We start from the raw sequence: 19,333 nt of genomic DNA, 5'->3' as shown, positions 1-19,333 counted from the left end.
GTCTACACCCCTCGACGGGGCAGAACAAAACTCAGCAGAAATAGCGCGGCGGCCGTCACCACAATCGACGGGCCAGCCGGGGTGTCCTTGAACCAGGACAGCGCCAGCCCGCCACACACGGCGAGTATGCCCAGCAGGCTCGCGCCCAGTGCCATCTGTTCCGGCGAGCGAGCATGACGTTGTGCCGCAGCCGCCGGGATGATCAGCAACGAAGTGATCAGCAACACGCCGACGATTTTCATCGCCACGGCAATTACCACGGCGATCAACAGCATTAACGCCAGGCGCAATCCCGCCACGGGCAAACCTTCGACCCTGGCCAGTTCTTCATGCACCGTGATCGCCAGCAATGGGCGCCACAACGTAACCAGCAAGACCAGTACCGCCGCGCTGCCGCCAAGAATCCAGGCCAGATCGGTCGGGCTGATCGCCAGCAGGTCACCGAACAGATAGGCCATCAGGTCGATCCGCACTTCGTGCATGAAGCTTAGTACCACCAGGCCCAGAGAGAGCGTGCTGGGTGCGAGAATTCCCAAAAGTGTGTCGGATGCCAGCGGCTGGCGTTGTTGCAACGTCACCAGCATCACAGCCAACAGCAAGCAGCCAACAGTGACGGCAACGGTCGGGCTGACATCCAGCAGAAAACCCAGGGCCACGCCGAGCAATGCCGCGTGGGACAGGGTGTCGCCGAAATAGGCCATGCGCCGCCAGACCACGAAAGACCCCAGCGGGCCTGCGACGACGGCCAGGGCCAGGCCTGCAAGCAGGGCGTAGAGCAGAAAATCAGCCATGCTTGCAGCTATCTCCGTGAACATGGGGTTGGCCCGACGCGGGCGCCTTGACCACCGAGCCATGCAAGTCGTGGGCGTGGTCGTGATGGTGGTGATAAATCGCCAGGCTTTGTGCGTTCTTTCCGAACAGCTCGACGAAAGCCGGATCGCCGCTGACCTGCTCGGGATGGCCGGAACAGCATACGTGACGATTGAGGCAAACCACCTGGTCCGTGGTGCTCATCACCAGATGCAAATCGTGGGAGACCATCAGCACACCGCAACCATGACGGTCACGCAGGCGGGTGATCAGGCTATACAGCTCGGCCTGGCCGGCCACGTCGACGCCCTGTACCGGTTCGTCGAGTACCAGCAGTTCCGGTTCGCGCAACAAGGCACGGGCCAGCAACACACGTTGCATTTCGCCACCGGAAACGCTTTGCACCGGGCTGTCGATCACCTGTTCGGCGCCGACTTCCTTGAGTGCAGCCAAGGCCATCGCACGGTCCACCCCCGGTACCAGGCGCAGGAAACGCAGGACCGACAGCGGGAGGGTCGGATCGACATGGAGTTTTTGCGGCATGTAACCGACCCGCAGTTTCGGCTTGCGCCAGACGCTGCCGCTGTCCGGTTTCAACAGGCCGAGCACGGCACGCACCAGGGTGGTTTTGCCTGCGCCGTTGGGGCCGATCAGGGTAACGATCTGCCCCGGCTCGACGCTCAGTTCGATGTTGTCCAGCACCGGTTGCCCGGCGAACGTGACGGCAACCTGCTCAAGACGGATCAGCGCGTTGCTCATCAAGCCCCCTGGCAACCGGAGCAGAGACCGACCACTTCAACGGTCTGGCCTTCGACGACAAACCCGACATCCCTGGCGCTGGCGATGATCGCGTCGCTGATGGATTTTTGCTCAAGTTCGATCGCGGCGTGGCACACACGGCAGATCAGGAACTGACCCTGGTGAGCATGTTCCGGGTGATTGCAGCCGATGAAGGCGTTGAGCGAGGAAATCCGATGGACCAGGCCGTTTTCCAGCAGGAAATCCAGCGCGCGGTACACCGTCGGCGGTGCGGCGCGACGACCGTCCTGTTCGCTGAGGACCGCGAGAATGTCGTAGGCACCCAAAGGCTTGTGGCTTTGCCACACCAGCTCCAGCACTCGCCGGCGCAACGCGGTCAGGCGCAGACCTTGACGTGCGCACAGGGCATCGGCCTCGGACAAAGCGCTGTGAACGCAATGTGAGTGGTCGTGGGGACGGCTGGCGATCGGTGTTTTTAGCATGAGCGGCGACGAGGTTTGTGAGAGACGTTATTATGTTACCCGTTCTCGCCTCTTCGAGTGGTCATCGTGTCCCGACTTTTTTCTGTTTTTGTCGCATTTATCGCAAGTTTTCTGCTGATCGGTTCGGCGCAGGCCGAGGTCAAGGTCCTTACCAGCATCAAGCCTCTGCAACTGATCGCCGCGGCGGTGCAGGATGGCGTGGCGATCCCCGAGGTTTTGCTGCCACCGGGTGCCTCACCGCATAACTATGCGTTGCGCCCTTCCGACGTACGCAAGGTGCAATCGGTGGACCTGCTGTACTGGATCGGCCCGGACATGGAGGGCTTCCTGCCACGGGTGCTCAATGGTCGTACGTTGCCCAACGTCGCCGTGCAGGATTTGCCGGGCATGAAACTGCGTCACTTTGCCGAAGATAACCACTCCCACGCTGAAGAAGCCGACGAACACGACCACGATCACCGTCCGGGCAGCCTGGATGCGCACTTGTGGCTGTCGCCGGTCAACGCCCGGGTCATCGCCACGAAAATGGCGGCTGACCTGAGTGCCGCCGATCCTGCAAATGCCGCGCGCTATCAGAGCAATCTGAAAGCCTTCGACGAGCGTCTCGATGCACTGGATGCGCGCCTGAAGAAGCGTCTGGCCGATGTTCAGGGCAAGCCCTACTTCGTTTTCCACGAAGCCTTCGACTACTTCGAAGACGCCTACGGCCTCAAGCACGTGGGTGTGTTCAGCGTCGCGGCCGAAGTGCAACCCGGTGCCCAGCATGTCGCGGCGATGCGCGCGCGATTGCAGGAAGTCGGCAAGACCTGCGTGTTCAGCGAACCTCCGCTGCGGCCCCGTCTGGCGGAAACTCTGGTGGCGGGTTTGCCGGTGAAACTGGCTGAACTGGATGCGCTGGGCGGGTACACGCCGGCGACTTCCCAGGGCTATGAGCAGGTGTTGGAGAAATTGGGGAATGATCTGGCGGGGTGCCTGGAGTCACTGTAACTCAACATTTGCGGTGCCCCATTCGCGAGCAAGCCCGCTCCCACATTCGACGGCATTCCAAATGGAAGAACTCGGTCTAATGTGGGAGCGGGCTTGCTCGCGAAGCTTTTTAAAGGGCGAAAGGCAAAGGCGTGTTGACTGTCTGTCGCTGTGCCAATCGCAATTGAAATTCCATCGGATCGTGAATCAACACATCCTGTCCGGCAAACGACTCCGCCGCGATCAGGCGTGACAACCAGAACCGTACGCAAGCCACCCGCAGCATGGTCGGCCACAACTCGGCTTCAGCGGCGGTGAACGCTCGCAAGGCCGCGTAAGCGCCCAGCAAGGCCCGCGCTCGCGGTCCATCGATTACGCCATCGTCGTCCGAGCACCAGTCGTTCAAGGCAATCGCCACGTCGTAGAGCATCGGCCCGGAGCAGGCGTTGTAGAAGTCGATCAGCCCGGTCAGGTGCGTGCCTTCGAACATCGCGTTGTCGCGGAACAGGTCGGCGTGAATATTCGCCCGCGGCAGTGCCAGGATTTTTTCTTTCTGCCGGGTGATTTCTTCCAGCGCCCGTTGCAGCAGGTCTTTCTGTTCGGCATCGAGGTGCGACAAAAACTGCGTGCCCTCCTCCAGCATCCAGTCCAGGCCGCGATCGGTTTTGCGCTTGATCATATTGGCCTGGGTTGCCAGGTGCAGATGGCCGAGCAATTCACCCACCTGCGCGCAATGTTGCGCGTTGGCTTGCTTGATGTGCTTGCCGGCCAGGCGCGGTTGCAGCAACGCAGGTTTGCCCGCCAGTTCGCGCAAGGCCACGCCGTCTGTGGTGCGCAAGGCGTAAGGCACCGGCAGGTCGGCGCCGTGCAATACGTCGAGCAGTTCGATGAAGAATGGCATTTCCTGAACCGGGCCGCGCTCGACTAGGGTCAGGACAAATTCGCCCTGCTCCAGGCTGATAAAGAAATTGGTGTTTTCGCTACCGGCGGCAATCCCCTGGAAATCAAGCAGGCGGCCGAGGCCATAAGGGGCGAGAAAAGCTTCCAGCTCGGGCCGAGCCAGGGGGGTGAACACAGACATGTTTAAACTGCCAGTACGGGCGCCGCTGTTGAGCCGGCGCCGATTAAAGTTAAGGACGACTTACCACTTAAAAATTTCCCACGCCGGAATCAGCATATCCGGGTAGTCGGAGCGGACGAAGTTTCCCTCCGAGCCATCCGCGCGCACCAGGAAATACGGTTTGCCAACCTTTGGGGTGACCTTGATGGCGTACAAAAAGCCGTTTTGCCGGTATTCCTGAATGAGTTTATCCCCTTCCGTGCGAATGGTGACATCCGGGTCCGCCGATGGCGCATCGTCCGCCGCCATCACGGCCGATGGTGCGATTGCAAACAAGCCAGCCAGCAACAGGCGATTTAGTGTGCGCATGATAACCTTGTCCCTTTGTCGTCAACGGTCCCGCTATTCTAGCGCCGGACCCGCCGAAAAGGTTGATCCTGCTCATGAGCCAAGCCCCCCTCGTCCTGGTGGACGGTTCTTCTTACCTGTACCGCGCCTTTCACGCGCTGCCACCGCTGACCACGTCCAAAGGCCTGCCGACCGGTGCGGTCAAGGGCGTGCTGAACATGCTCAAGAGCCTGCGCAAGCAATATCCGGACAGTCCGTTCGCCGTGGTGTTCGACGCCAAGGGTGGGACTTTTCGCGATGAGATGTTCGCCGAATACAAGGCCAACCGTCCGAGCATGCCCGACGATATGCGCGTGCAGATCGAGCCGCTGCACCAGAGCGTGATCGCCCTGGGCTTCCCGCTGCTGTGCGTCGAAGGCGTCGAGGCCGATGACGTAATCGGCACCCTGGCCCGCAGCAGTGCGGCGGCGGATCGTCCGGTGATCATCTCCACCGGTGACAAGGACATGGCGCAACTGGTCGACGGTCACATTACCTTGGTCAACACCATGACCGGTAGCAGCATGGACGTGGAGGGCGTGAAGGAGAAATTCGGCGTCGCTCCGGAGCAGATCATCGATTATCTGGCGCTCATGGGCGATTCTTCCGACAACATTCCGGGTGTTCCAGGCATCGGTCCGAAGACGGCTTCCGGCCTGCTGGTCGGTGTGAACGGCGGTCTGACCGAGCTCTATGCGCAACTCGACATCGTGCCGACCCTGCCGATTCGCGGCGCCAAGACCCTGCCGGCCAAGCTCGAAGAGCACAAGGAAATGGCCTTCCTGTCCTATCAGCTGGCGACCATCAAGGTTGACGTGCCACTGGACGTTGGCCTCGACGACCTGAAAATGGGCGCGGAAGATCCTGCGAAACTCTACGAGTTGTACTCCCTGCTGGAGTTCAAGAGCTGGCTGAACGACCTTGATCGCGACGCCAAACGCCTGGAACTGAGCGCTGCCGCCGAGCCAGCACCGGCCGCCGATCTGTTCAGCGAACCAGAGGCCGAAGCACCGGCCGTCGCTGCTGAAGCCGCCTATGAAACCATCCTCGATCAAGCGCGGTTCGATGCCTGGCTGGAAAAACTGAACAACGCCAAACTGTTTGCCTTCGACACCGAAACCACCGGCATCGATGCGCAGCAGGCGCAACTGGTGGGCCTGTCGTTCGCGGTTCAGGCTAACGAAGCGGCCTACATCCCGTTGACTCATTCCTACATCGGTGTGCCGCAGCAGCTGGATCGTGACACGGTCCTGCGTGCGCTCAAGCCGATTCTGGAAGATCCGAACAAGCTCAAGGTCGGCCAACACGCCAAGTTCGACATGAACATCCTGGCCAACTGCGCCATCGGCGGCGATCAGGACAACGGCATTACCGTGCGTGGCATCGCCTTCGACACCATGCTTGAGTCCTACGTGCTCAACTCCACGGCCACCCGCCATGACATGGACAGCCTGGCGCAGAAGTATCTGGACCACACCACGGTGAGCTTCCAGGACATCGCCGGCAAAGGCGTGAAACAGCTGACGTTCGACCAGATCGCCCTGGAGCAGGCCGGGCCTTACGCCGCCGAAGATGCAGATATCACCTTGCGTCTGCACCATGCCCTGTTCGAAAAACTCTCGGCTATTCCGAGCCTGGCCGGCGTACTGACCGACATCGAAATCCCGTTGGTGCCGGTATTGGCGCGTATCGAGCGCCAGGGGGCATTGGTCGACGCCGCCTTGCTGGGCGTGCAAAGCATCGAACTGGGCGACAAGATGGTGGCGCTGGAGCGTGAAGCCTTCGAGATTGCCGGCGAGGAATTCAACCTCGGTTCGCCCAAGCAACTTGGTGTGATCCTATACGAGAAGCTCGGCCTGCCGGTACTGAAGAAAACCGCCAAGGGCCAGCCATCGACCGCCGAAGAAGTGCTGGCCAAACTGGCAGAAGACGACTATCGATTGCCGAAAGTGCTCATGGAATATCGCTCCATGAGCAAGCTGAAAAGCACCTATACCGACCGTCTGCCGGAGCAGATCAACCCGCGTACCGGGCGGATCCATACTTCGTATCACCAGGCGGTGGCGTCCACCGGGCGGCTGTCCTCCAGCGATCCGAACCTGCAGAACATCCCGGTGCGCACCGCCGAAGGGCGTCGCATCCGCCAGGCCTTCGTGGCCCCGGTCGGTTACAAGCTGCTGGCTGCGGACTATTCGCAGATCGAACTGCGGATCATGGCGCACCTGTCCCGGGATGAAGGGCTGATGAATGCCTTCCGCCACAATCTGGATGTACACACCGCGACCGCCGCCGAAGTGTTCAAGGTCGAACTGGCCGAAGTGACCTCCAACCAGCGCCGCAGCGCCAAGGCGATCAACTTCGGCCTGATCTACGGCATGGGCGCGCAGAAGCTCGGCAAGGACATCGGCGTGGACACCAAGACCGCCAAGGCCTACATCGATACCTACTTCGCCCGGTACCCCGGCGTTCGCCAGTACATGGACCGCACGCGTGCCCAGGCCGCCGAGCAAGGTTATGTCGAGACGTTCTTCGGCCGTCGCCTGTACCTGCCGGACATCAACTCCAACAAGCCGCAAGAGCGCGCCGCTGCCGAACGCACGGCAATCAACGCACCGATGCAAGGCACCGCTGCGGACATCATCAAGAAAGCCATGGTCGCGGTGGATAACTGGCTGACCGCGTCGGGCCTCGACGCCAAAGTCATCTTGCAGGTGCACGATGAACTGGTGCTCGAGGTGCGTGAAGACCTGGTCGACCAGGTTCGCGATGAAATTCGCGTACACATGAGCGAGGCGGCGAAGCTGGATGTGCCGTTGCTGGTCGAAGTGGGTGTTGGAAATAACTGGGATGAGGCTCACTGAGCCTTCTTGTAGAAGCGAGCTTGCTCGCGATGGAGTGTCAGACACATCGATTTCGACTGAAATTCCATCGCGAGCAAGCTCGCTCCTACAGAAAATTGTCGAGTTCTGCTGCGGCATAGTGCCGCGGTAGAAGGGCGCAAAAAAAACAGCTTGGTCCGGAGGGCTATCAGAGTAATTTCAAAGCTATCTGAAAAAAATCTGAACTAATCTTGCGCACCACCACTCAGAGTTACTGAATGGCTGGTGAAGCCCTTCGATGCTCCTATGTTGTGTTAAGTGTTGGCAGATATCTGGACCCCGCCCTAGCGGTCTAGAGCTTCAACCCCGGAACTTCTCCCTCCCCATATGAAGCCCGGGGTTTTTTTTGCCCCGAGAAAAACTGTCTGTGATGCGCTCAGGCTGCGTTAAAAGCGCGGCTCGAAATGCTCATTTAGGCCCCTAAACTCCGCTTTCGAGCCGCGCTTTTGCCTTGCCTGAGCGCACCACAAACAGCTTTTGATATTTATTGAATCTCTGCTTCGGCACCCTTGTCCGCCAGCTCCATCCAGCCAGCCAGTACGGTGTAGGCATCTTCCAGGCCCATGCGTTTGGGGGCCGAAAACAGCTGGATTGTCACCAGATCGCCCCAACCCTTGCGGATTTCCGCCTGAACCTTGAGCAGGGTGTTCTTGGCCGCGCCATAGGTCAGCTTGTCCGCTTTGGTCAGCAGAATGTGCATCGGCATGCCTGCAGCCACGGCCCAGTCGAGCATCAGCAGGTCGAAATCGGTCATCGGATGGCGGATGTCCATCATCAGGATCAGACCCTTCAAACTCTCGCGACCACCCAGATATGCCTCCAGGTGACGCTGCCAGTGTTGCTTGAGCGGGATCGGTACTTTTGCATAACCGTAGCCCGGCAGGTCGACCAGACGGCGTTCATCGTCTAGCTTGAAGAAGTTCAACAGCTGCGTGCGTCCCGGGGTTTTCGAGGTGCGCGCCAGGCTGGCGTGGGTCAGGGTGTTCAAGGCACTCGACTTGCCGGCGTTGGAACGCCCGGCGAAGGCGACTTCGAAGCCCTCGTCATCTGGACATTGATCGACTTTGGCGGCGCTGAGCATGAAGGTGGACTGTTGGCACAGACCGAGGATGGGATTCTTGAGTTGCATGGGATTTCCGATGTGGGCGGCGCCAGGAATGGGTGCGGCAAGCAGTGTCGCTTCCGTTTCAGTGACGCCAGTATATAATGCCGCAGATTTTGTGTGCGCTTTGTCCCAGCGTAGGACGAAGTTCACGAGAGCGACAGACCTTGATTGCGCACTAGAACGCAGCTCGCTCTCAACCCTGAAAAGGTCGTTTTATGACGAAATGGCTGCTAGCTGCCGGTGTATTGATGCCGCTTTACAGCGCTCAGGCTACACAGGATCCGGAAGCTGTGTACAACCGTGTTTGTGGTGCCTGTCATTCCGGCCAACTCCCCATGGCGCCGAAAAAAGGCGATCAGGAAGCTTGGACGCCGAGGTTGGCGAAAGGTATGGAGACGCTGGTGCAACACGTGACCCAGGGTTTCAAGGCGATGCCGCCGCGTGGTTTGTGCATGGACTGCAGTGCCGAGGATTACCAAGCCATCATCCTTTGGATGAGCGAGTAAGCCCGGTCCATAACTCTTAACCCTTAGCCGTAGTTGGATTAGCTGATGAAGAAATTGATCGTGAGTCTGCTGTTGACCGTGGGCATCTCCGGCATGGCCCATGCTGCAGGTGAGGCAGTACAACCGGGTGATGCAAAAGCCGGCCAGGCCAAAGCCGCCGTCTGTGGCGCCTGCCACGGCCCGGATGGCAACAGCATGGCGCCAAACTTTCCGAAACTGGCAGGTCAGGGTGAACGCTACCTGACCAAGCAATTGCACGACATCAAGTCGGGCAAGCGCACCGTTCTGGAAATGACCGGCCTGCTGACCAACCTGAGCGATCAGGACCTGGCAGACATCGCCGCCTACTTCGCCAGCCAGAAAGGCAGCGTCGGTGCCGCCGATCCGAAGATCGTCGCTCGCGGTGAGGCCCTGTTCCGTGGTGGTGACCTGGCCAAGGGCCTGCCAGCCTGCACCGGTTGCCACTCGCCAAATGGCGCAGGTAACGCGGCTGCCGGTTTCCCGCACCTGGGTGGCCAGCACGCTCAATACGTCGGCAAGCAACTGGTCGATTTCCGCAAGGAAGAAGGTGGCCGCACCAACGACGGCGATACCAAACCGATGCAGAGCATTGCCAAGAAGCTGAGCGACGAAGACATCGCCGCGGTGTCCAGCTACATTCAAGGCCTGCACTAAGGCCGCTGGATCGGGCGTTGAACGGCGTGCTGATCGCCTGCAACGTTAACGCTCGATTAATCCGTCTCGGCAAGTATAAAAAGGGTGGCTTTGGCCGCCCTTTTTTGTGGCCGCTGCCGTTACACTACAGAACTCAAGCCCGCCAGGATTTGTCTGAAAACAATCGCGCGCGGCGAAAAAATTTGTCCAGGAGTAAAGCATGCGTAATCTGATCATCAGTGCCGTTTTTGCCGCTGCCAGCCTGTTTGGCATGACTGCCCAGGCCGCCGACGCCCCAGCCGCCCCTTATGTCGAGCTGACCAATCCGGTTCCGGTTGCCGTGCCTGGCAAGATCGAAGTGGTGGAGCTGTTCTGGTACGGCTGCCCGCATTGCTATCATTTTGAACCGACAATCAATCCTTGGGCTGAAAAGCTGCCATCCGATGTGAATTTCAAGCGTATTCCGGCCATGTTCGGCGGAGCTTGGGATGCTCATGGCCAAATGTTCTTGACCCTTGAGTCCATGGGTGTTGAGCATAAGGTTCATGCCGCGGTATTCGACGCGATCCAGAACAAAAAAATGAAGCTGATCGACAAGAATGACATGGCTGACTTCCTGGCTACCCAGGGCGTAGACAAGGATAAATTCCTGGCCACCTTCGACTCCTTTGCTATCAAGGGCCAGGTTGTTCAAGCCCGTGAGCTGGCCAAGAAGTATGAAATCTCCGGCGTTCCAACCCTGGTCGTCAACGGCAAGTATCGCTTCGACGTGGGTTCTGCCGGCGGTGCCGAACAGGCCCTGCAACTGGCCGACAAACTGATCGACAAAGAGCGAGCGGCTAACAAGGCTGCCGCCAACTAAGGGCAGTCACTGCCATGCGCCGATGGGGTACTGAACGCATCGTTGGCCTGCATGATCCGCGGGTCAACGAGCATCATCTGGAGTCCACGGGCCTGCCCGCAGACAGTCGTCTGCGCTTGCTCAGTTTCAATATCCAGGTCGGCATCAGTACCGAGCGCTATCGGCATTACCTGACCCGGGGCTGGCAGCACCTGCTGCCGCATACGGGGCGTGCCGATAACCTGCAGAAAATCGGCAATCTGCTGGGCGACTTCGATCTGGTCGCCTTGCAAGAGGCCGATGGCGGCAGCCTGCGGTCAGGCTACGTCAATCAGGTCGAACACCTGGCCCAGCTCGGCGCCTTTCCCTACTGGTATCAACAACTCAATCGTAATCTCGGTCGCCTGGCCCAGCACAGCAATGGCGTGCTCAGCCGATTGCGTCCGTGGGCAATTGAGGATCATCCGTTGCCGGGACCAAAGGGTCGCGGAGCCATTCTGGTACGGTTCGGCGAAGGCCCGGAAGCGCTGGTGGTGGTCATGATGCACCTGGCGTTGGGCGCCCGGGCACGCAGTCTGCAATTGGCCTACATCCGCGAGTTGATCGGCGACTACAAGCATCAAGTACTGATGGGCGACATGAACACCCATGCCAGTGACCTGCTGCAACATTCCCCGTTGCGCGATCTCGGCCTGCTCGCGCCGCAACTGGAAGCGACGTTTCCCAGCTGGCGCCCACAGCGCTGCCTGGACCATATCCTGCTGAGCCCGAGCCTGACCCTGGAAAAGGTTGAGGTGCTGGCACAGCCCATTTCCGATCACCTGCCGGTCGCGGTAGAGATTCGTTTGCCGGGTTCGCTCACGGCCGATGCATTGCCCGCGTTGAGTCCTGCCCCTCGCGGATCCCATGAATGAGCGACGAAGCACAGCGCTGGAAAGAGAAATACCTCAAAAGCATCGAACAACAGGAAAAGCTCGAACGTCGTTGGGACGCGCGGCTCGACTTGCTGCGTCGCGGGCTGGTGCGCAGCACCCTGGCAGCGGAAGGTACGGACCGCGCCGTTGACCAATGCATGAAGGAAATGCGCGAAGTCGTGCGTACCGATGACATGGACGCCGGCCTGGCTGCGCTGATTCCACGCCTGGAAAAAGCCGTGCTCGACTCCGAACAGCGTCGGGAAACCCGAGTCAACCAGACCAGTGCCGCCTTGACTGCGCTGGTCACGCAACTGCAAACATTGCCATTGCCACGGGATGTGAGTCGGCCACTCAAGAATTTCGCCAAGCACCTGGATGCGCGGGTCAGTCAGGCGCGCGAGATGCCCTTGCTGCTCAGCGAGCTGAGTGGCTTGCAGGGCAAGGCCCTGAGCCAGCTGGAGACCCCAACGGAGAACGGCCGGCCGGGCTTGCTGCAGCGGTTGTTCGGCGGTCGTGAAGCGCAGGAGACGGAGGCATCGACGGCCGCTGCTCCTGCGCTGGCTGCCCCTGTAGCCGAGAGCCCTGCGGCAAGCTGCGAGGTACCCGCTGTTGAGCGAGTCGAAGACGAGTTCGCGCCAACCGAGCCAGCCGTGGCTTTTGCACCTCCGGCTGCGGAGCCTCAACCACCCAGTGCAGCCGCGGCGGAAATCGAATCGGCCGAGAAACCGATCCCGGAAACCATCGCGACATCACCTGAGTCGCAAGCGAACCCCGACGAGCTGACCGCGCAAGCATCGCCCGATAGCTTGCCCTTACCTCCGATTCCGATGCAGGACGCCGTCGTCGATCAGACGCCATCCGAACACGACATTCTCTACGCACTTCCGGATTCCCCCGAGCCCTCCTACAGCTCGGTGGCCAGCCACATCGAAGACACGTTGCTGGGGCTGCTCGACGACCTGACACTGCCCGAGCGTCATCGTCCACAAGCCGAATCCATGCGCGATCGTCTGAAAAACGGTCTGAACTGGTACGAATTGCTGCCGATTCTCGACGACTTCGCCACATTGATGCTGGCCATTACCGACAGTGGCCAGCATGAGTTCGAAGCCTATCTGCAACGACTGAACGAGCGTCTCGAATCGTTCCAGAGCAACTTGCAGGCCGCCACCGCGGGACACGCCGACAACCGTTCGGCTGCGCGACAGATGGACACGCAGATCCGCGAACAGGTCGATGGCCTGCAAAGCAGCATGCAGGAAGCCGCGGACCTGGAAGACCTCAAGCACGTACTGGAAAACCATCTCGAAGGCTTGCTGGGCACCATGGACCAGCACCAGAAACAGCGCGATGAGCGCGAGCAGGAGGTCGCTGCGCGCCTGCACAGCCTGGCCGAGCGGGTCGCCCATATGGAGCAGGAGGCCCAGGGTTACCGCGAGCACCTTGAAGAGCAACGACAGAAGGCATTGGTCGACCCGTTGACCGGGCTGCCCAACCGCGCGGCCTGGAGCGAGCGCCTGGGTCATGAAGTCACACAATGGCAACAACATGGCAACACGCTGTTGCTGGCCATGCTCGACCTCGATCATTTCAAGCGCATCAATGACAACTACGGGCACCTGGCCGGTGACAAAGTGCTGAAAATCATCGCCAGCGTGTTGCGCAAGCGGCTGCGCGGAACGGATTTCATTGCCCGGTTCGGCGGCGAGGAGTTTGTGCTGTTAATGCCATCCACGGTGCCGGCGGCGGGGCTGAAGATGCTGGAAAGCTTGCGGGCCTCCATTGAAGCCTGTCCGTTCCACTTCAAGGGAGAGCCGGTGACCATCACCGTGTCTATCGGAATGACGGCGTTCAGGCCGGGTGAACATAGCGATCAGGTACTTAAAAGAGCCGATCAGGCGCTGTATCGCGCAAAAAATGCCGGCCGCAACCGAGTGGAACCGAGCTGACGGTGATCTGTTCCATTTTGTTTAATTCGATGGGATTGCCGTCCGCCCGCAAGGCATTACGTTACACTGTTGCATTATTGTCTTGCGTGTACTGCCTTTCGCCATGAAATATTTTGCTCTGATCTTATCGCTGATTGTGCTTGCCGGCTGCGCCAGCGGCCCCCGTTTCAACACCAGCCACTCTTCGGCCAATTACGACAGCCGCGTGCAATTTGTGGTGGTGCATTACACCAATGCTTCGCTGGAGCGTTCGTTGCAATTGCTGACCCACGGTGAGGTCAGCAGCCATTACCTGATCGGCGACGACAAGGGCGCCACCATCTACAAGCTGATGGATGAAAATGTGCGGGCCTGGCACGCCGGGGAGAGTGAGTGGAATGGCCGCACCTGGCTGAACTCCAGTTCCATCGGTATCGAAATCGTCAACCCGGGCTTCGAGGACACCCCGACCGGACGCGTGTGGTATCCCTACACCGAAGACCAGGTCCAGTCGCTGATCGTGTTGCTCAAGGACATTAGCAAACGTCACGGCATAAAACCTCGCGAGATCATTGGCCATAGTGATATTGCTCCCTTGCGCAAGCTGGACCCGGGGCCGCTGTTCCCCTGGAAGCGTCTGGCCGCCGAAGGCTTGGGCATCTGGCCGAATGAACAGTCGGTGGCGCGCCAGCAAATGTTGTTCGCCGAGCAGTTGCCGAGCATCAGTTGGTTTCAGGCGCAGTTGGCCCGCCTGGGTTATGCCTCGCCACAGACCGGCGAGCTCGATGTCGCGACACGACATGTGATAGCGGCATTTCAGATGCATTTCCGTCCGGCGCGTTTCGATGGCACTCCGGATGCGCAAACCGCCGCGCTACTGTGGGTGTTGAACCAGACAAAATAATGACGCCCGCCCGACGGTCAGGGCTTTTTTCCAATCAGCAGCTATAACTCATTGGTAATACATCGGATATTGCACAATGACTGCTGCTCGAGAGACCTTCCGTAGTTGGTTCCATCGCCCCTGGTTCCTGGGGCTGATGTCTACTGTCTTGAGCGCAACATTATTGATGGCCGGCAGCCTGTTCGTCGCCATACACCAGGTCGAGCAAAGCGAAAGCGAAGAAATGAATGCTCAGGGCGAACGCTTCCTCGCCCGCCTCGAACAGCTCTTCGGGCAGCTGCGTGAAAGCCTTGATGACCTTGAAGCGCAACCGTTGCGCGGCTGCGATGCTGAAATGATCGCGACCTTGCAACAGGTTACGTTCAATTATCGCTTCGTCTACGAAGCCGCCTACATGGACTCTTCACGAATCTGCTCCAATCGCCCTCGTCAGGAAGGGCTGTCGCTGAGTCGATCGCCAGACATCAAAGGCCCGACTTACAGCTATTGGCTCAATACCACCACTGAACCCGATGAAAACCGTGCCGCGCTGATGCTCGGGCGCGGGAATTTCCGGGTGGCGACCTCTCGCGGGCATTTGACCGATATGGTCGACCTGTCGCCGGGCAGCAGCCTGCTGGTAGTTCTGGACCATGGCGCGCGCGCGATTCCGGTGCTGGGCGCTTCTCAGGTCTGGCCGCCGGCCGAGGCCTGGCCACCAAAAAACCGTGATGCGCTGCAGATCACCCAGGCACGCCTGATATACCGGATGCCCACCGACAACCCGGAATATCAATTGGTGTTGATCAGCCCGCGCACCGGCATGCATATCCCGGCGGTCTGGTGGTGGTTGCTGCCGGCCAGCCTTGCGCTGGGCATATGCGTTGGGTTCCTGGTGTTTTTGCTGGTGCGCCAACGGCAGTCGCTGGACGCCGAGCTGGCCGGCGCGATTCGCCGTGGCGAGTTGCAGGTGCTGTACCAACCGATCTTCGACCTTGATAGCCGCAACTGTGTCGGGGCAGAAGCACTGCTGCGCTGGCGCAGGCCGGACGGTACCCTGACCAGTCCCGACCTGTTCATTCCGATGGCGGAGAACACCGGGCAGATTCGCCAGATGACGGACTTCGTCTTGCAGCGCCTGCTCGAGCAACTCGGCCAGTTGCTGCGTGCGAACCCGCAGCTGTACATCTCGGTCAATCTCGCTGCGTGTGATGTGATGGTTCCGCGGATTGGCCAGGTGATGGCGCGGCTGCTGACCCTGCATCGCGTCGCTGCGCGGCAAATTGCTTTTGAAGTCACCGAGCGCGGGCTGGTCGATGTGGTGGTGGCTCGGGAAAACCTGCAAGCGCTACGGGATGTCGGGCATCAGGTGTTGATCGATGATTTTGGCACCGGCTATTGCAGCCTCGCCTATTTGCAAACCCTGCCGGTCGATTGTCTGAAAATCGACAAGGCGTTCATTGATGCGCTGGGCCATGACGCCGCCAGCAGCGGCGTGGCGCCGCATATCATTCATATGGCCCAGTCGCTGCACCTGAAGGTGATTGCCGAGGGCATCGAACATGAGGCCCAGGCCGCGTTCCTGTGCAGTGAAGGCGTGAAGTTCGGCCAGGGCTGGCTGTTCGCCCGCGCGTTGAGCGCAGTGCAGTTCACTGAATTGATTACCCGGGGACGGCGTCGAGCCGGCCGGCGCCTGGATGACGAAGCGTGAGGGTGACCTAAACGGTCAGCGTCATGTAGAACTGAGTACCTTGCCCCGGCCGTGAATAGACACCCATCCGTCCGCCATGCAATTGCACGATTTCCTTGCACAAGGCCAGGCCGAGCCCGGCCCCGCCCTTCTTGCGTCCAACCTGCACGAAGGGCTCGAAGATCCGCCCCTGCTGACCGTAGGCAATACCTTCGCCGTTGTCTTCGACACTGATGATGACCCGGTCACCGTGACGCCGGGCCTGCAAGCGTATCCGCCCGCCGGAGCCGGTGTGACGCAAGGCGTTGTCGAGCAAATTGTCGAGTACCCGCTCCAGTTGTGGCTGGTCGGCCTGCAACCGCGGCAAAGGCCCCTGCACTTCCACCAGCAGATTGATTTCCTTCTCTTCGGCCGATGTGGCAAAACGTGACCGAGCCTGTTCCAGCAACGCCTCGATGGAACACGGCGTCAGGGTGAGTTTCTGCAAACCGTTCTGGTAACGGGAGAAATTCAGCAGGTCATTGATCAACTGCATCAGCCGCTGCATCTCTTCGTTAACGGTATCGAGCAGGTCGGCTTCCCGGGAGTCCGGGGCAAAGTGAGCGCGCTCACGGAACAATCCGAAGGCCATGTGCATGCCGGTGACCGGTGTGCGTAATTCATGGGAGGCTCGCAATACGAATTCGCTGCGTACCCGTTCGAACGCTCGTTGCTCCGTGACGTCATGCAGTACCATCACGGCACCCAGAATATGGCCCTGGGTATGGCTGACCGGGGTCAGGCTGTAGGTGAGCAGTCTCGACTCACCATCGACTTCGACACTCAAGTCTTCCGGCGCCCGCTCCAGCGTGCCGCCGCGCAGCACCAGTTGCAGCTGCTCATCGAGCTCGGGGCGCTCCAGCGCCGTACCCAGCCCCTGACCCAGACGATCGGACTCCCAGCCCAACTGACGCTGGGCTACAGGGTTAAGGTGTTCCAGATGGCCCTGACGGTCGATCATCAGCAGTCCGTCGTCGATGCTGTCGAGCACGGCCTGCAAGCGCTGCTGACCGGCCAGCAGCTCATCTACGTTGGTGGCCTGATGTTCACGCAGCGCCTGGGCCATGATCCCGAAACGCCGGGTCAGCTGGTTCAGTTCCACCGCCGAAGAAATCGGCAGGGTGACATCGAAATTGCCTTGGCCGATATTGTCCGCCGCCTTGGCCAAGGCCTCGATGGGCTCCCCGAAACGCCGGGCGATGGCTTGTGCGGTCACGAAGCCGATGATCAGCACCGCCAGCCCCACCAGGCCAAGCAACCCGGCAAACAGCAGCGCCTGCTCCCGGGCCTGGCGCTCGGTATCGCTGATGTTATCAAGCGCGCGCTTGTGCTCGGCGATCAGGCCATTGCGTAGCGCATTGAATTTTTCCGTCAGGTTGTCGTGGCTGCTGAGCACCTTCGACGGGTCCGGGGACGCTTCATAAGCCTGGATAAAACGCTCGTAGTCGGCCTTGGCTTTTCTGAAACCGTGCTCGCTTGCGGTTTCCTCCGGTTCCTGGGCGATGCCCTCCTCCAGCAGTTCGAAGTAACGCTGCTTCGAGGCAGCGAAAGCGGCGGAGTCAGGCTTCTCGCTGAGCATGATGATCAGTTGATCACCCAGGGTCTGACGCAGCTTGAGCCCCAGGTCCAGGGTGATGAAGTTACTGCGAATCAGTGCTTCCTGGCTGCCGGCCATCTGCATCACGCTGACCAGCCCGAGCAAGAGCCCGAGCAACGCGACGGTGATCAGTGCGGAGATGCTCAGGAAAAGCCGGGTCCGCAATTTCATCGCCAGTTTCATCGGCGATTGCTCACAAGTTGTACTGCTTGCGTTTGCGGTACAGCGTCGAGGCATCGATGCCCAGGGTTTTCGCCGCTTGATCCAGGGTATCGGCGGTGGCGAGGACCGCGCCGATGTGGGCCTTCTCCAGCTCATCCAGGCTCAGTGCCGCGCCGATGCGCGGTGCATTGTTGACCGGGGTTTCAGCCATGCCCAGATGACTGATCTCGACCCGTTCCTGCGGACAGATGATGCTCGCCCGTTCGATCACGTTGCGCAGTTCACGGATGTTGCCCGGCCAGCGATAGCCCAGCAGTGCTTCCCGGGCCTCGTCGCTGAAGACGCGCGCGGGACGGGCGTACTCCTTGACGAAGCGTGCCAGGAAACGGTCGGCCAGGTTGAGAATATCTTCGCGGCGTTCGCGTAGCGGTGGCAGGTGCAAGGTAATGACATTCAGGCGATAGAGCAGGTCTTCACGGAAACGACCGTCGCGCACCATGTCCTCAAGGTTGAGGTTGGTGGCCGCAAGGATGCGCACATCGGCACGGCGGGTCACCGGATCACCGACGCGCTCATATTCCTTGTCCTGAATAAAACGCAGCAACTTCGGCTGCAATGTCAGGGGAAAGTCGCCGATCTCGTCGAGAAACAGCGTTCCGCCGTCAGCTTGGTTGACTCGGCCCAAGGTGCTTTCGCTGGCGCCGGTGAAGGCGCCGCGGCTGTGGCCGAAGAGTTCGCTTTCCATGAGCTCGGCGGTCAGCGACGGGCAGTTGATCGTGACGCAGGATTTCTTCGCGCGTTTGCTCCAGCCGTGAATGGCTTGGGACAGTTCGCCCTTGCCGGTACCGGATTCACCCAGAATCAGGATATTGGCATCGGTCGTGGCAACCTGGCGGGCGGTTTCGAGTACCACTTTCATGGCCGGGCTGTGGGAGTCCAGACCATCCATGGGCTTGCGTACCTCGCCTTCCAGGGCTTCCAGTCGCGCCGACAATTGCCGCACTTCCAGTTGCTTGGCGGTTGCCAGCCGCAATTGATCAGGGCTGCACGGTTTGACCAGATAGTCGGCGGCGCCAGCCTGAATCGCATCCACCGCCGTGTCGACGGCAGAGTGCGCAGTGACGATCACCACCCGCATCCAGGGCGCCTGGATACGCATCTGGGCCAGCACATCGAGGCCGTTGTCTTCACCCAGGCGCAAGTCGAGGAAGCACAGGTCGAAGACCTGTCGTTGCAACAGGGCTTCTGCCTGCGCGGCGCTGGTGGCGGTGGCCACGCTGTAGCCTTCGTCTTCAAGGCAATAACGGAAAGTACGCAGGATGGCGGATTCGTCATCCACCAGCAGAATGCGGCCTTGATGCTCAGTGGCGGATTCCATTTTCCTACGCTCCTTAATGAATGATCTTAATTTAGTCCCGGAGAAATCGGGCAAGTTGCATGATTGATTCTGAGCCATTCCTGTCATGGCAGGGTAGCTCTCATCCAATGCATTGGTTAGCCACCTGATTTTGCGGGTCCTTTAATAGATACCCGGTTTCTGACAGCGGCCAGCGTGAATTTCTGACCTGCGCACCCTCCTCTCAATTCAAAAAATTTACGCCTTCCCTCAAACCAGTCGTGCAATACGCACGATTGCACAAGGGACATCGTGCAGGATGCGCGCGAAGT

The 19,333-nt window shown here is 59.9% G+C and carries 17 protein-coding genes; 9 read left to right on the top strand and 8 right to left on the bottom strand.

All coding sequences use genetic code 11. From position 1 onward, the window contains the following. Positions 1-2 precede the first annotated feature (2 nt). Genes znuB through zur form a run of 3 tightly spaced genes read right to left on the bottom strand, consistent with a single transcriptional unit; the run spans position 3 to position 2,051 of the window. Positions 3-791, bottom strand: a complete 789-nt coding sequence (znuB, locus tag KGB20_RS28150) for a zinc ABC transporter permease subunit ZnuB (RefSeq protein WP_057712600.1) — start codon at positions 789-791, stop codon at positions 3-5. Continuing rightward, positions 784-1,569, bottom strand: a complete 786-nt coding sequence (gene znuC / locus KGB20_RS28145; protein WP_007989407.1) for a zinc ABC transporter ATP-binding protein ZnuC — start codon at positions 1,567-1,569, stop codon at positions 784-786. Before znuC ends, znuB begins: the two co-directional genes overlap by 8 nt. Continuing rightward, positions 1,569-2,051, bottom strand: a complete 483-nt coding sequence (zur, locus tag KGB20_RS28140) for a zinc uptake transcriptional repressor Zur (RefSeq protein WP_008045818.1) — start codon at positions 2,049-2,051, stop codon at positions 1,569-1,571. The genes znuC and zur overlap by 1 nt, the downstream gene beginning before the upstream one ends. 66 nt (positions 2,052-2,117) lie before the next feature. Between zur and znuA the strand changes: the two genes are divergently transcribed. Beyond that, positions 2,118-3,038, top strand: a complete 921-nt coding sequence (gene znuA / locus KGB20_RS28135; RefSeq protein ID WP_191628307.1) for a zinc ABC transporter substrate-binding protein ZnuA — start codon at positions 2,118-2,120, stop codon at positions 3,036-3,038. Positions 3,039-3,147: 109 nt separating this feature from the next. Here znuA and KGB20_RS28130 read toward each other — a convergent pair whose 3' ends face one another. After that, a complete protein-coding gene (locus tag KGB20_RS28130; protein WP_154860828.1) occupies positions 3,148-4,098 on the bottom strand; it encodes a homoserine kinase in 951 nt (316 codons plus the stop codon). Between the two features lie 60 nt (positions 4,099-4,158). Further along, entirely contained in the window at positions 4,159-4,446 is a 288-nt protein-coding gene (locus KGB20_RS28125) for a DUF2782 domain-containing protein (protein WP_057712597.1), read from the bottom strand. A 74-nt stretch (positions 4,447-4,520) separates the two neighbouring features. On the opposite strand from KGB20_RS28125, the gene polA reads away from it, so the two are divergent. Then, positions 4,521-7,325, top strand: a complete 2,805-nt coding sequence (gene polA / locus KGB20_RS28120) for a DNA polymerase I (RefSeq protein WP_154909713.1) — start codon at positions 4,521-4,523, stop codon at positions 7,323-7,325. A gap of 502 nt (positions 7,326-7,827) precedes the next feature. Here the strand turns inward: polA and yihA are convergent. Next, positions 7,828-8,472: a ribosome biogenesis GTP-binding protein YihA/YsxC gene (gene yihA, locus KGB20_RS28115; protein ID WP_057712595.1), complete on the bottom strand. Its 645-nt coding sequence runs from the start codon at positions 8,470-8,472 to the stop codon at positions 7,828-7,830. A 191-nt stretch (positions 8,473-8,663) separates the two neighbouring features. On the opposite strand from yihA, the gene KGB20_RS28110 reads away from it, so the two are divergent. From KGB20_RS28110 to KGB20_RS28080, 7 genes are all read left to right on the top strand, one after another. Next, positions 8,664-8,954: a c-type cytochrome gene (locus tag KGB20_RS28110; RefSeq protein ID WP_008002190.1), complete on the top strand. Its 291-nt coding sequence runs from the start codon at positions 8,664-8,666 to the stop codon at positions 8,952-8,954. Between the two features lie 45 nt (positions 8,955-8,999). Next, positions 9,000-9,629 (top strand): c-type cytochrome, encoded by a 630-nt coding sequence (locus KGB20_RS28105; protein WP_056726709.1) that lies wholly within the window; start codon positions 9,000-9,002, stop codon positions 9,627-9,629. Between the two features lie 199 nt (positions 9,630-9,828). Beyond that, on the top strand, positions 9,829-10,470 hold the full coding sequence (gene dsbA / locus KGB20_RS28100) for a thiol:disulfide interchange protein DsbA (RefSeq protein WP_090452332.1): 642 nt from the start codon (positions 9,829-9,831) through the stop codon (positions 10,468-10,470). A 14-nt stretch (positions 10,471-10,484) separates the two neighbouring features. After that, positions 10,485-11,363: an endonuclease/exonuclease/phosphatase family protein gene (locus tag KGB20_RS28095; RefSeq protein WP_057712592.1), complete on the top strand. Its 879-nt coding sequence runs from the start codon at positions 10,485-10,487 to the stop codon at positions 11,361-11,363. Next, positions 11,360-13,315: a GGDEF domain-containing protein gene (locus KGB20_RS28090; RefSeq protein WP_154909711.1), complete on the top strand. Its 1,956-nt coding sequence runs from the start codon at positions 11,360-11,362 to the stop codon at positions 13,313-13,315. The genes KGB20_RS28095 and KGB20_RS28090 overlap by 4 nt, the downstream gene beginning before the upstream one ends. 103 nt (positions 13,316-13,418) lie before the next feature. Further along, a complete protein-coding gene (locus KGB20_RS28085; RefSeq protein ID WP_057716533.1) occupies positions 13,419-14,198 on the top strand; it encodes an N-acetylmuramoyl-L-alanine amidase in 780 nt (259 codons plus the stop codon). A 76-nt stretch (positions 14,199-14,274) separates the two neighbouring features. Continuing rightward, positions 14,275-15,888 (top strand): EAL domain-containing protein, encoded by a 1,614-nt coding sequence (locus tag KGB20_RS28080; protein ID WP_057712590.1) that lies wholly within the window; start codon positions 14,275-14,277, stop codon positions 15,886-15,888. A gap of 7 nt (positions 15,889-15,895) precedes the next feature. Here the strand turns inward: KGB20_RS28080 and KGB20_RS28075 are convergent, their stop codons facing one another. Beyond that, complete coding sequence (locus KGB20_RS28075) at positions 15,896-17,686, bottom strand: KinB sensor domain-containing domain (RefSeq protein ID WP_090452335.1); 1,791 nt, start codon at positions 17,684-17,686, stop codon at positions 15,896-15,898. A gap of 10 nt (positions 17,687-17,696) precedes the next feature. Then, complete coding sequence (gene algB / locus KGB20_RS28070) at positions 17,697-19,043, bottom strand: sigma-54-dependent response regulator transcription factor AlgB (protein ID WP_057712588.1); 1,347 nt, start codon at positions 19,041-19,043, stop codon at positions 17,697-17,699. Positions 19,044-19,333 lie beyond the last annotated feature (290 nt).

The organism is Pseudomonas sp. BF-R-30 (genome assembly GCF_019956175.1).
Classification (GTDB): Bacteria; Pseudomonadota; Gammaproteobacteria; order Pseudomonadales; family Pseudomonadaceae; genus Aquipseudomonas; species Aquipseudomonas jessenii.
Note: the sequence above shows the minus strand (reverse complement) of the source record. Positions and strands in the feature narration are given on the sequence as shown.

What these genes read in the sequence shown, in the direction of transcription:
- KGB20_RS28130 (WP_154860828.1), bottom strand. Translation starts at nt 4,098, where the DNA reads ATGTCTGTGTTCACCCCCCTGGCTCGGCCCGAGCTGGAAGCTTTTCTC.
- yihA (WP_057712595.1), bottom strand. Translation starts at nt 8,472, where the DNA reads ATGCAACTCAAGAATCCCATCCTCGGTCTGTGCCAACAGTCCACCTTC.
- algB (WP_057712588.1), bottom strand. Translation starts at nt 19,043, where the DNA reads ATGGAATCCGCCACTGAGCATCAAGGCCGCATTCTGCTGGTGGATGAC.
- polA (WP_154909713.1), top strand. Translation starts at nt 4,521, where the DNA reads ATGAGCCAAGCCCCCCTCGTCCTGGTGGACGGTTCTTCTTACCTGTAC.
- dsbA (WP_090452332.1), top strand. Translation starts at nt 9,829, where the DNA reads ATGCGTAATCTGATCATCAGTGCCGTTTTTGCCGCTGCCAGCCTGTTT.
- KGB20_RS28090 (WP_154909711.1), top strand. Translation starts at nt 11,360, where the DNA reads ATGAGCGACGAAGCACAGCGCTGGAAAGAGAAATACCTCAAAAGCATC.
- KGB20_RS28080 (WP_057712590.1), top strand. Translation starts at nt 14,275, where the DNA reads ATGACTGCTGCTCGAGAGACCTTCCGTAGTTGGTTCCATCGCCCCTGG.
- znuB (WP_057712600.1), bottom strand. Translation starts at nt 791, where the DNA reads ATGGCTGATTTTCTGCTCTACGCCCTGCTTGCAGGCCTGGCCCTGGCC.
- KGB20_RS28085 (WP_057716533.1), top strand. Translation starts at nt 13,419, where the DNA reads ATGAAATATTTTGCTCTGATCTTATCGCTGATTGTGCTTGCCGGCTGC.
- znuC (WP_007989407.1), bottom strand. Translation starts at nt 1,569, where the DNA reads ATGAGCAACGCGCTGATCCGTCTTGAGCAGGTTGCCGTCACGTTCGCC.
- KGB20_RS28105 (WP_056726709.1), top strand. Translation starts at nt 9,000, where the DNA reads ATGAAGAAATTGATCGTGAGTCTGCTGTTGACCGTGGGCATCTCCGGC.
- KGB20_RS28125 (WP_057712597.1), bottom strand. Translation starts at nt 4,446, where the DNA reads ATGCGCACACTAAATCGCCTGTTGCTGGCTGGCTTGTTTGCAATCGCA.
- KGB20_RS28110 (WP_008002190.1), top strand. Translation starts at nt 8,664, where the DNA reads ATGACGAAATGGCTGCTAGCTGCCGGTGTATTGATGCCGCTTTACAGC.
- KGB20_RS28095 (WP_057712592.1), top strand. Translation starts at nt 10,485, where the DNA reads ATGCGCCGATGGGGTACTGAACGCATCGTTGGCCTGCATGATCCGCGG.
- KGB20_RS28075 (WP_090452335.1), bottom strand. Translation starts at nt 17,686, where the DNA reads ATGAAACTGGCGATGAAATTGCGGACCCGGCTTTTCCTGAGCATCTCC.
- zur (WP_008045818.1), bottom strand. Translation starts at nt 2,051, where the DNA reads ATGCTAAAAACACCGATCGCCAGCCGTCCCCACGACCACTCACATTGC.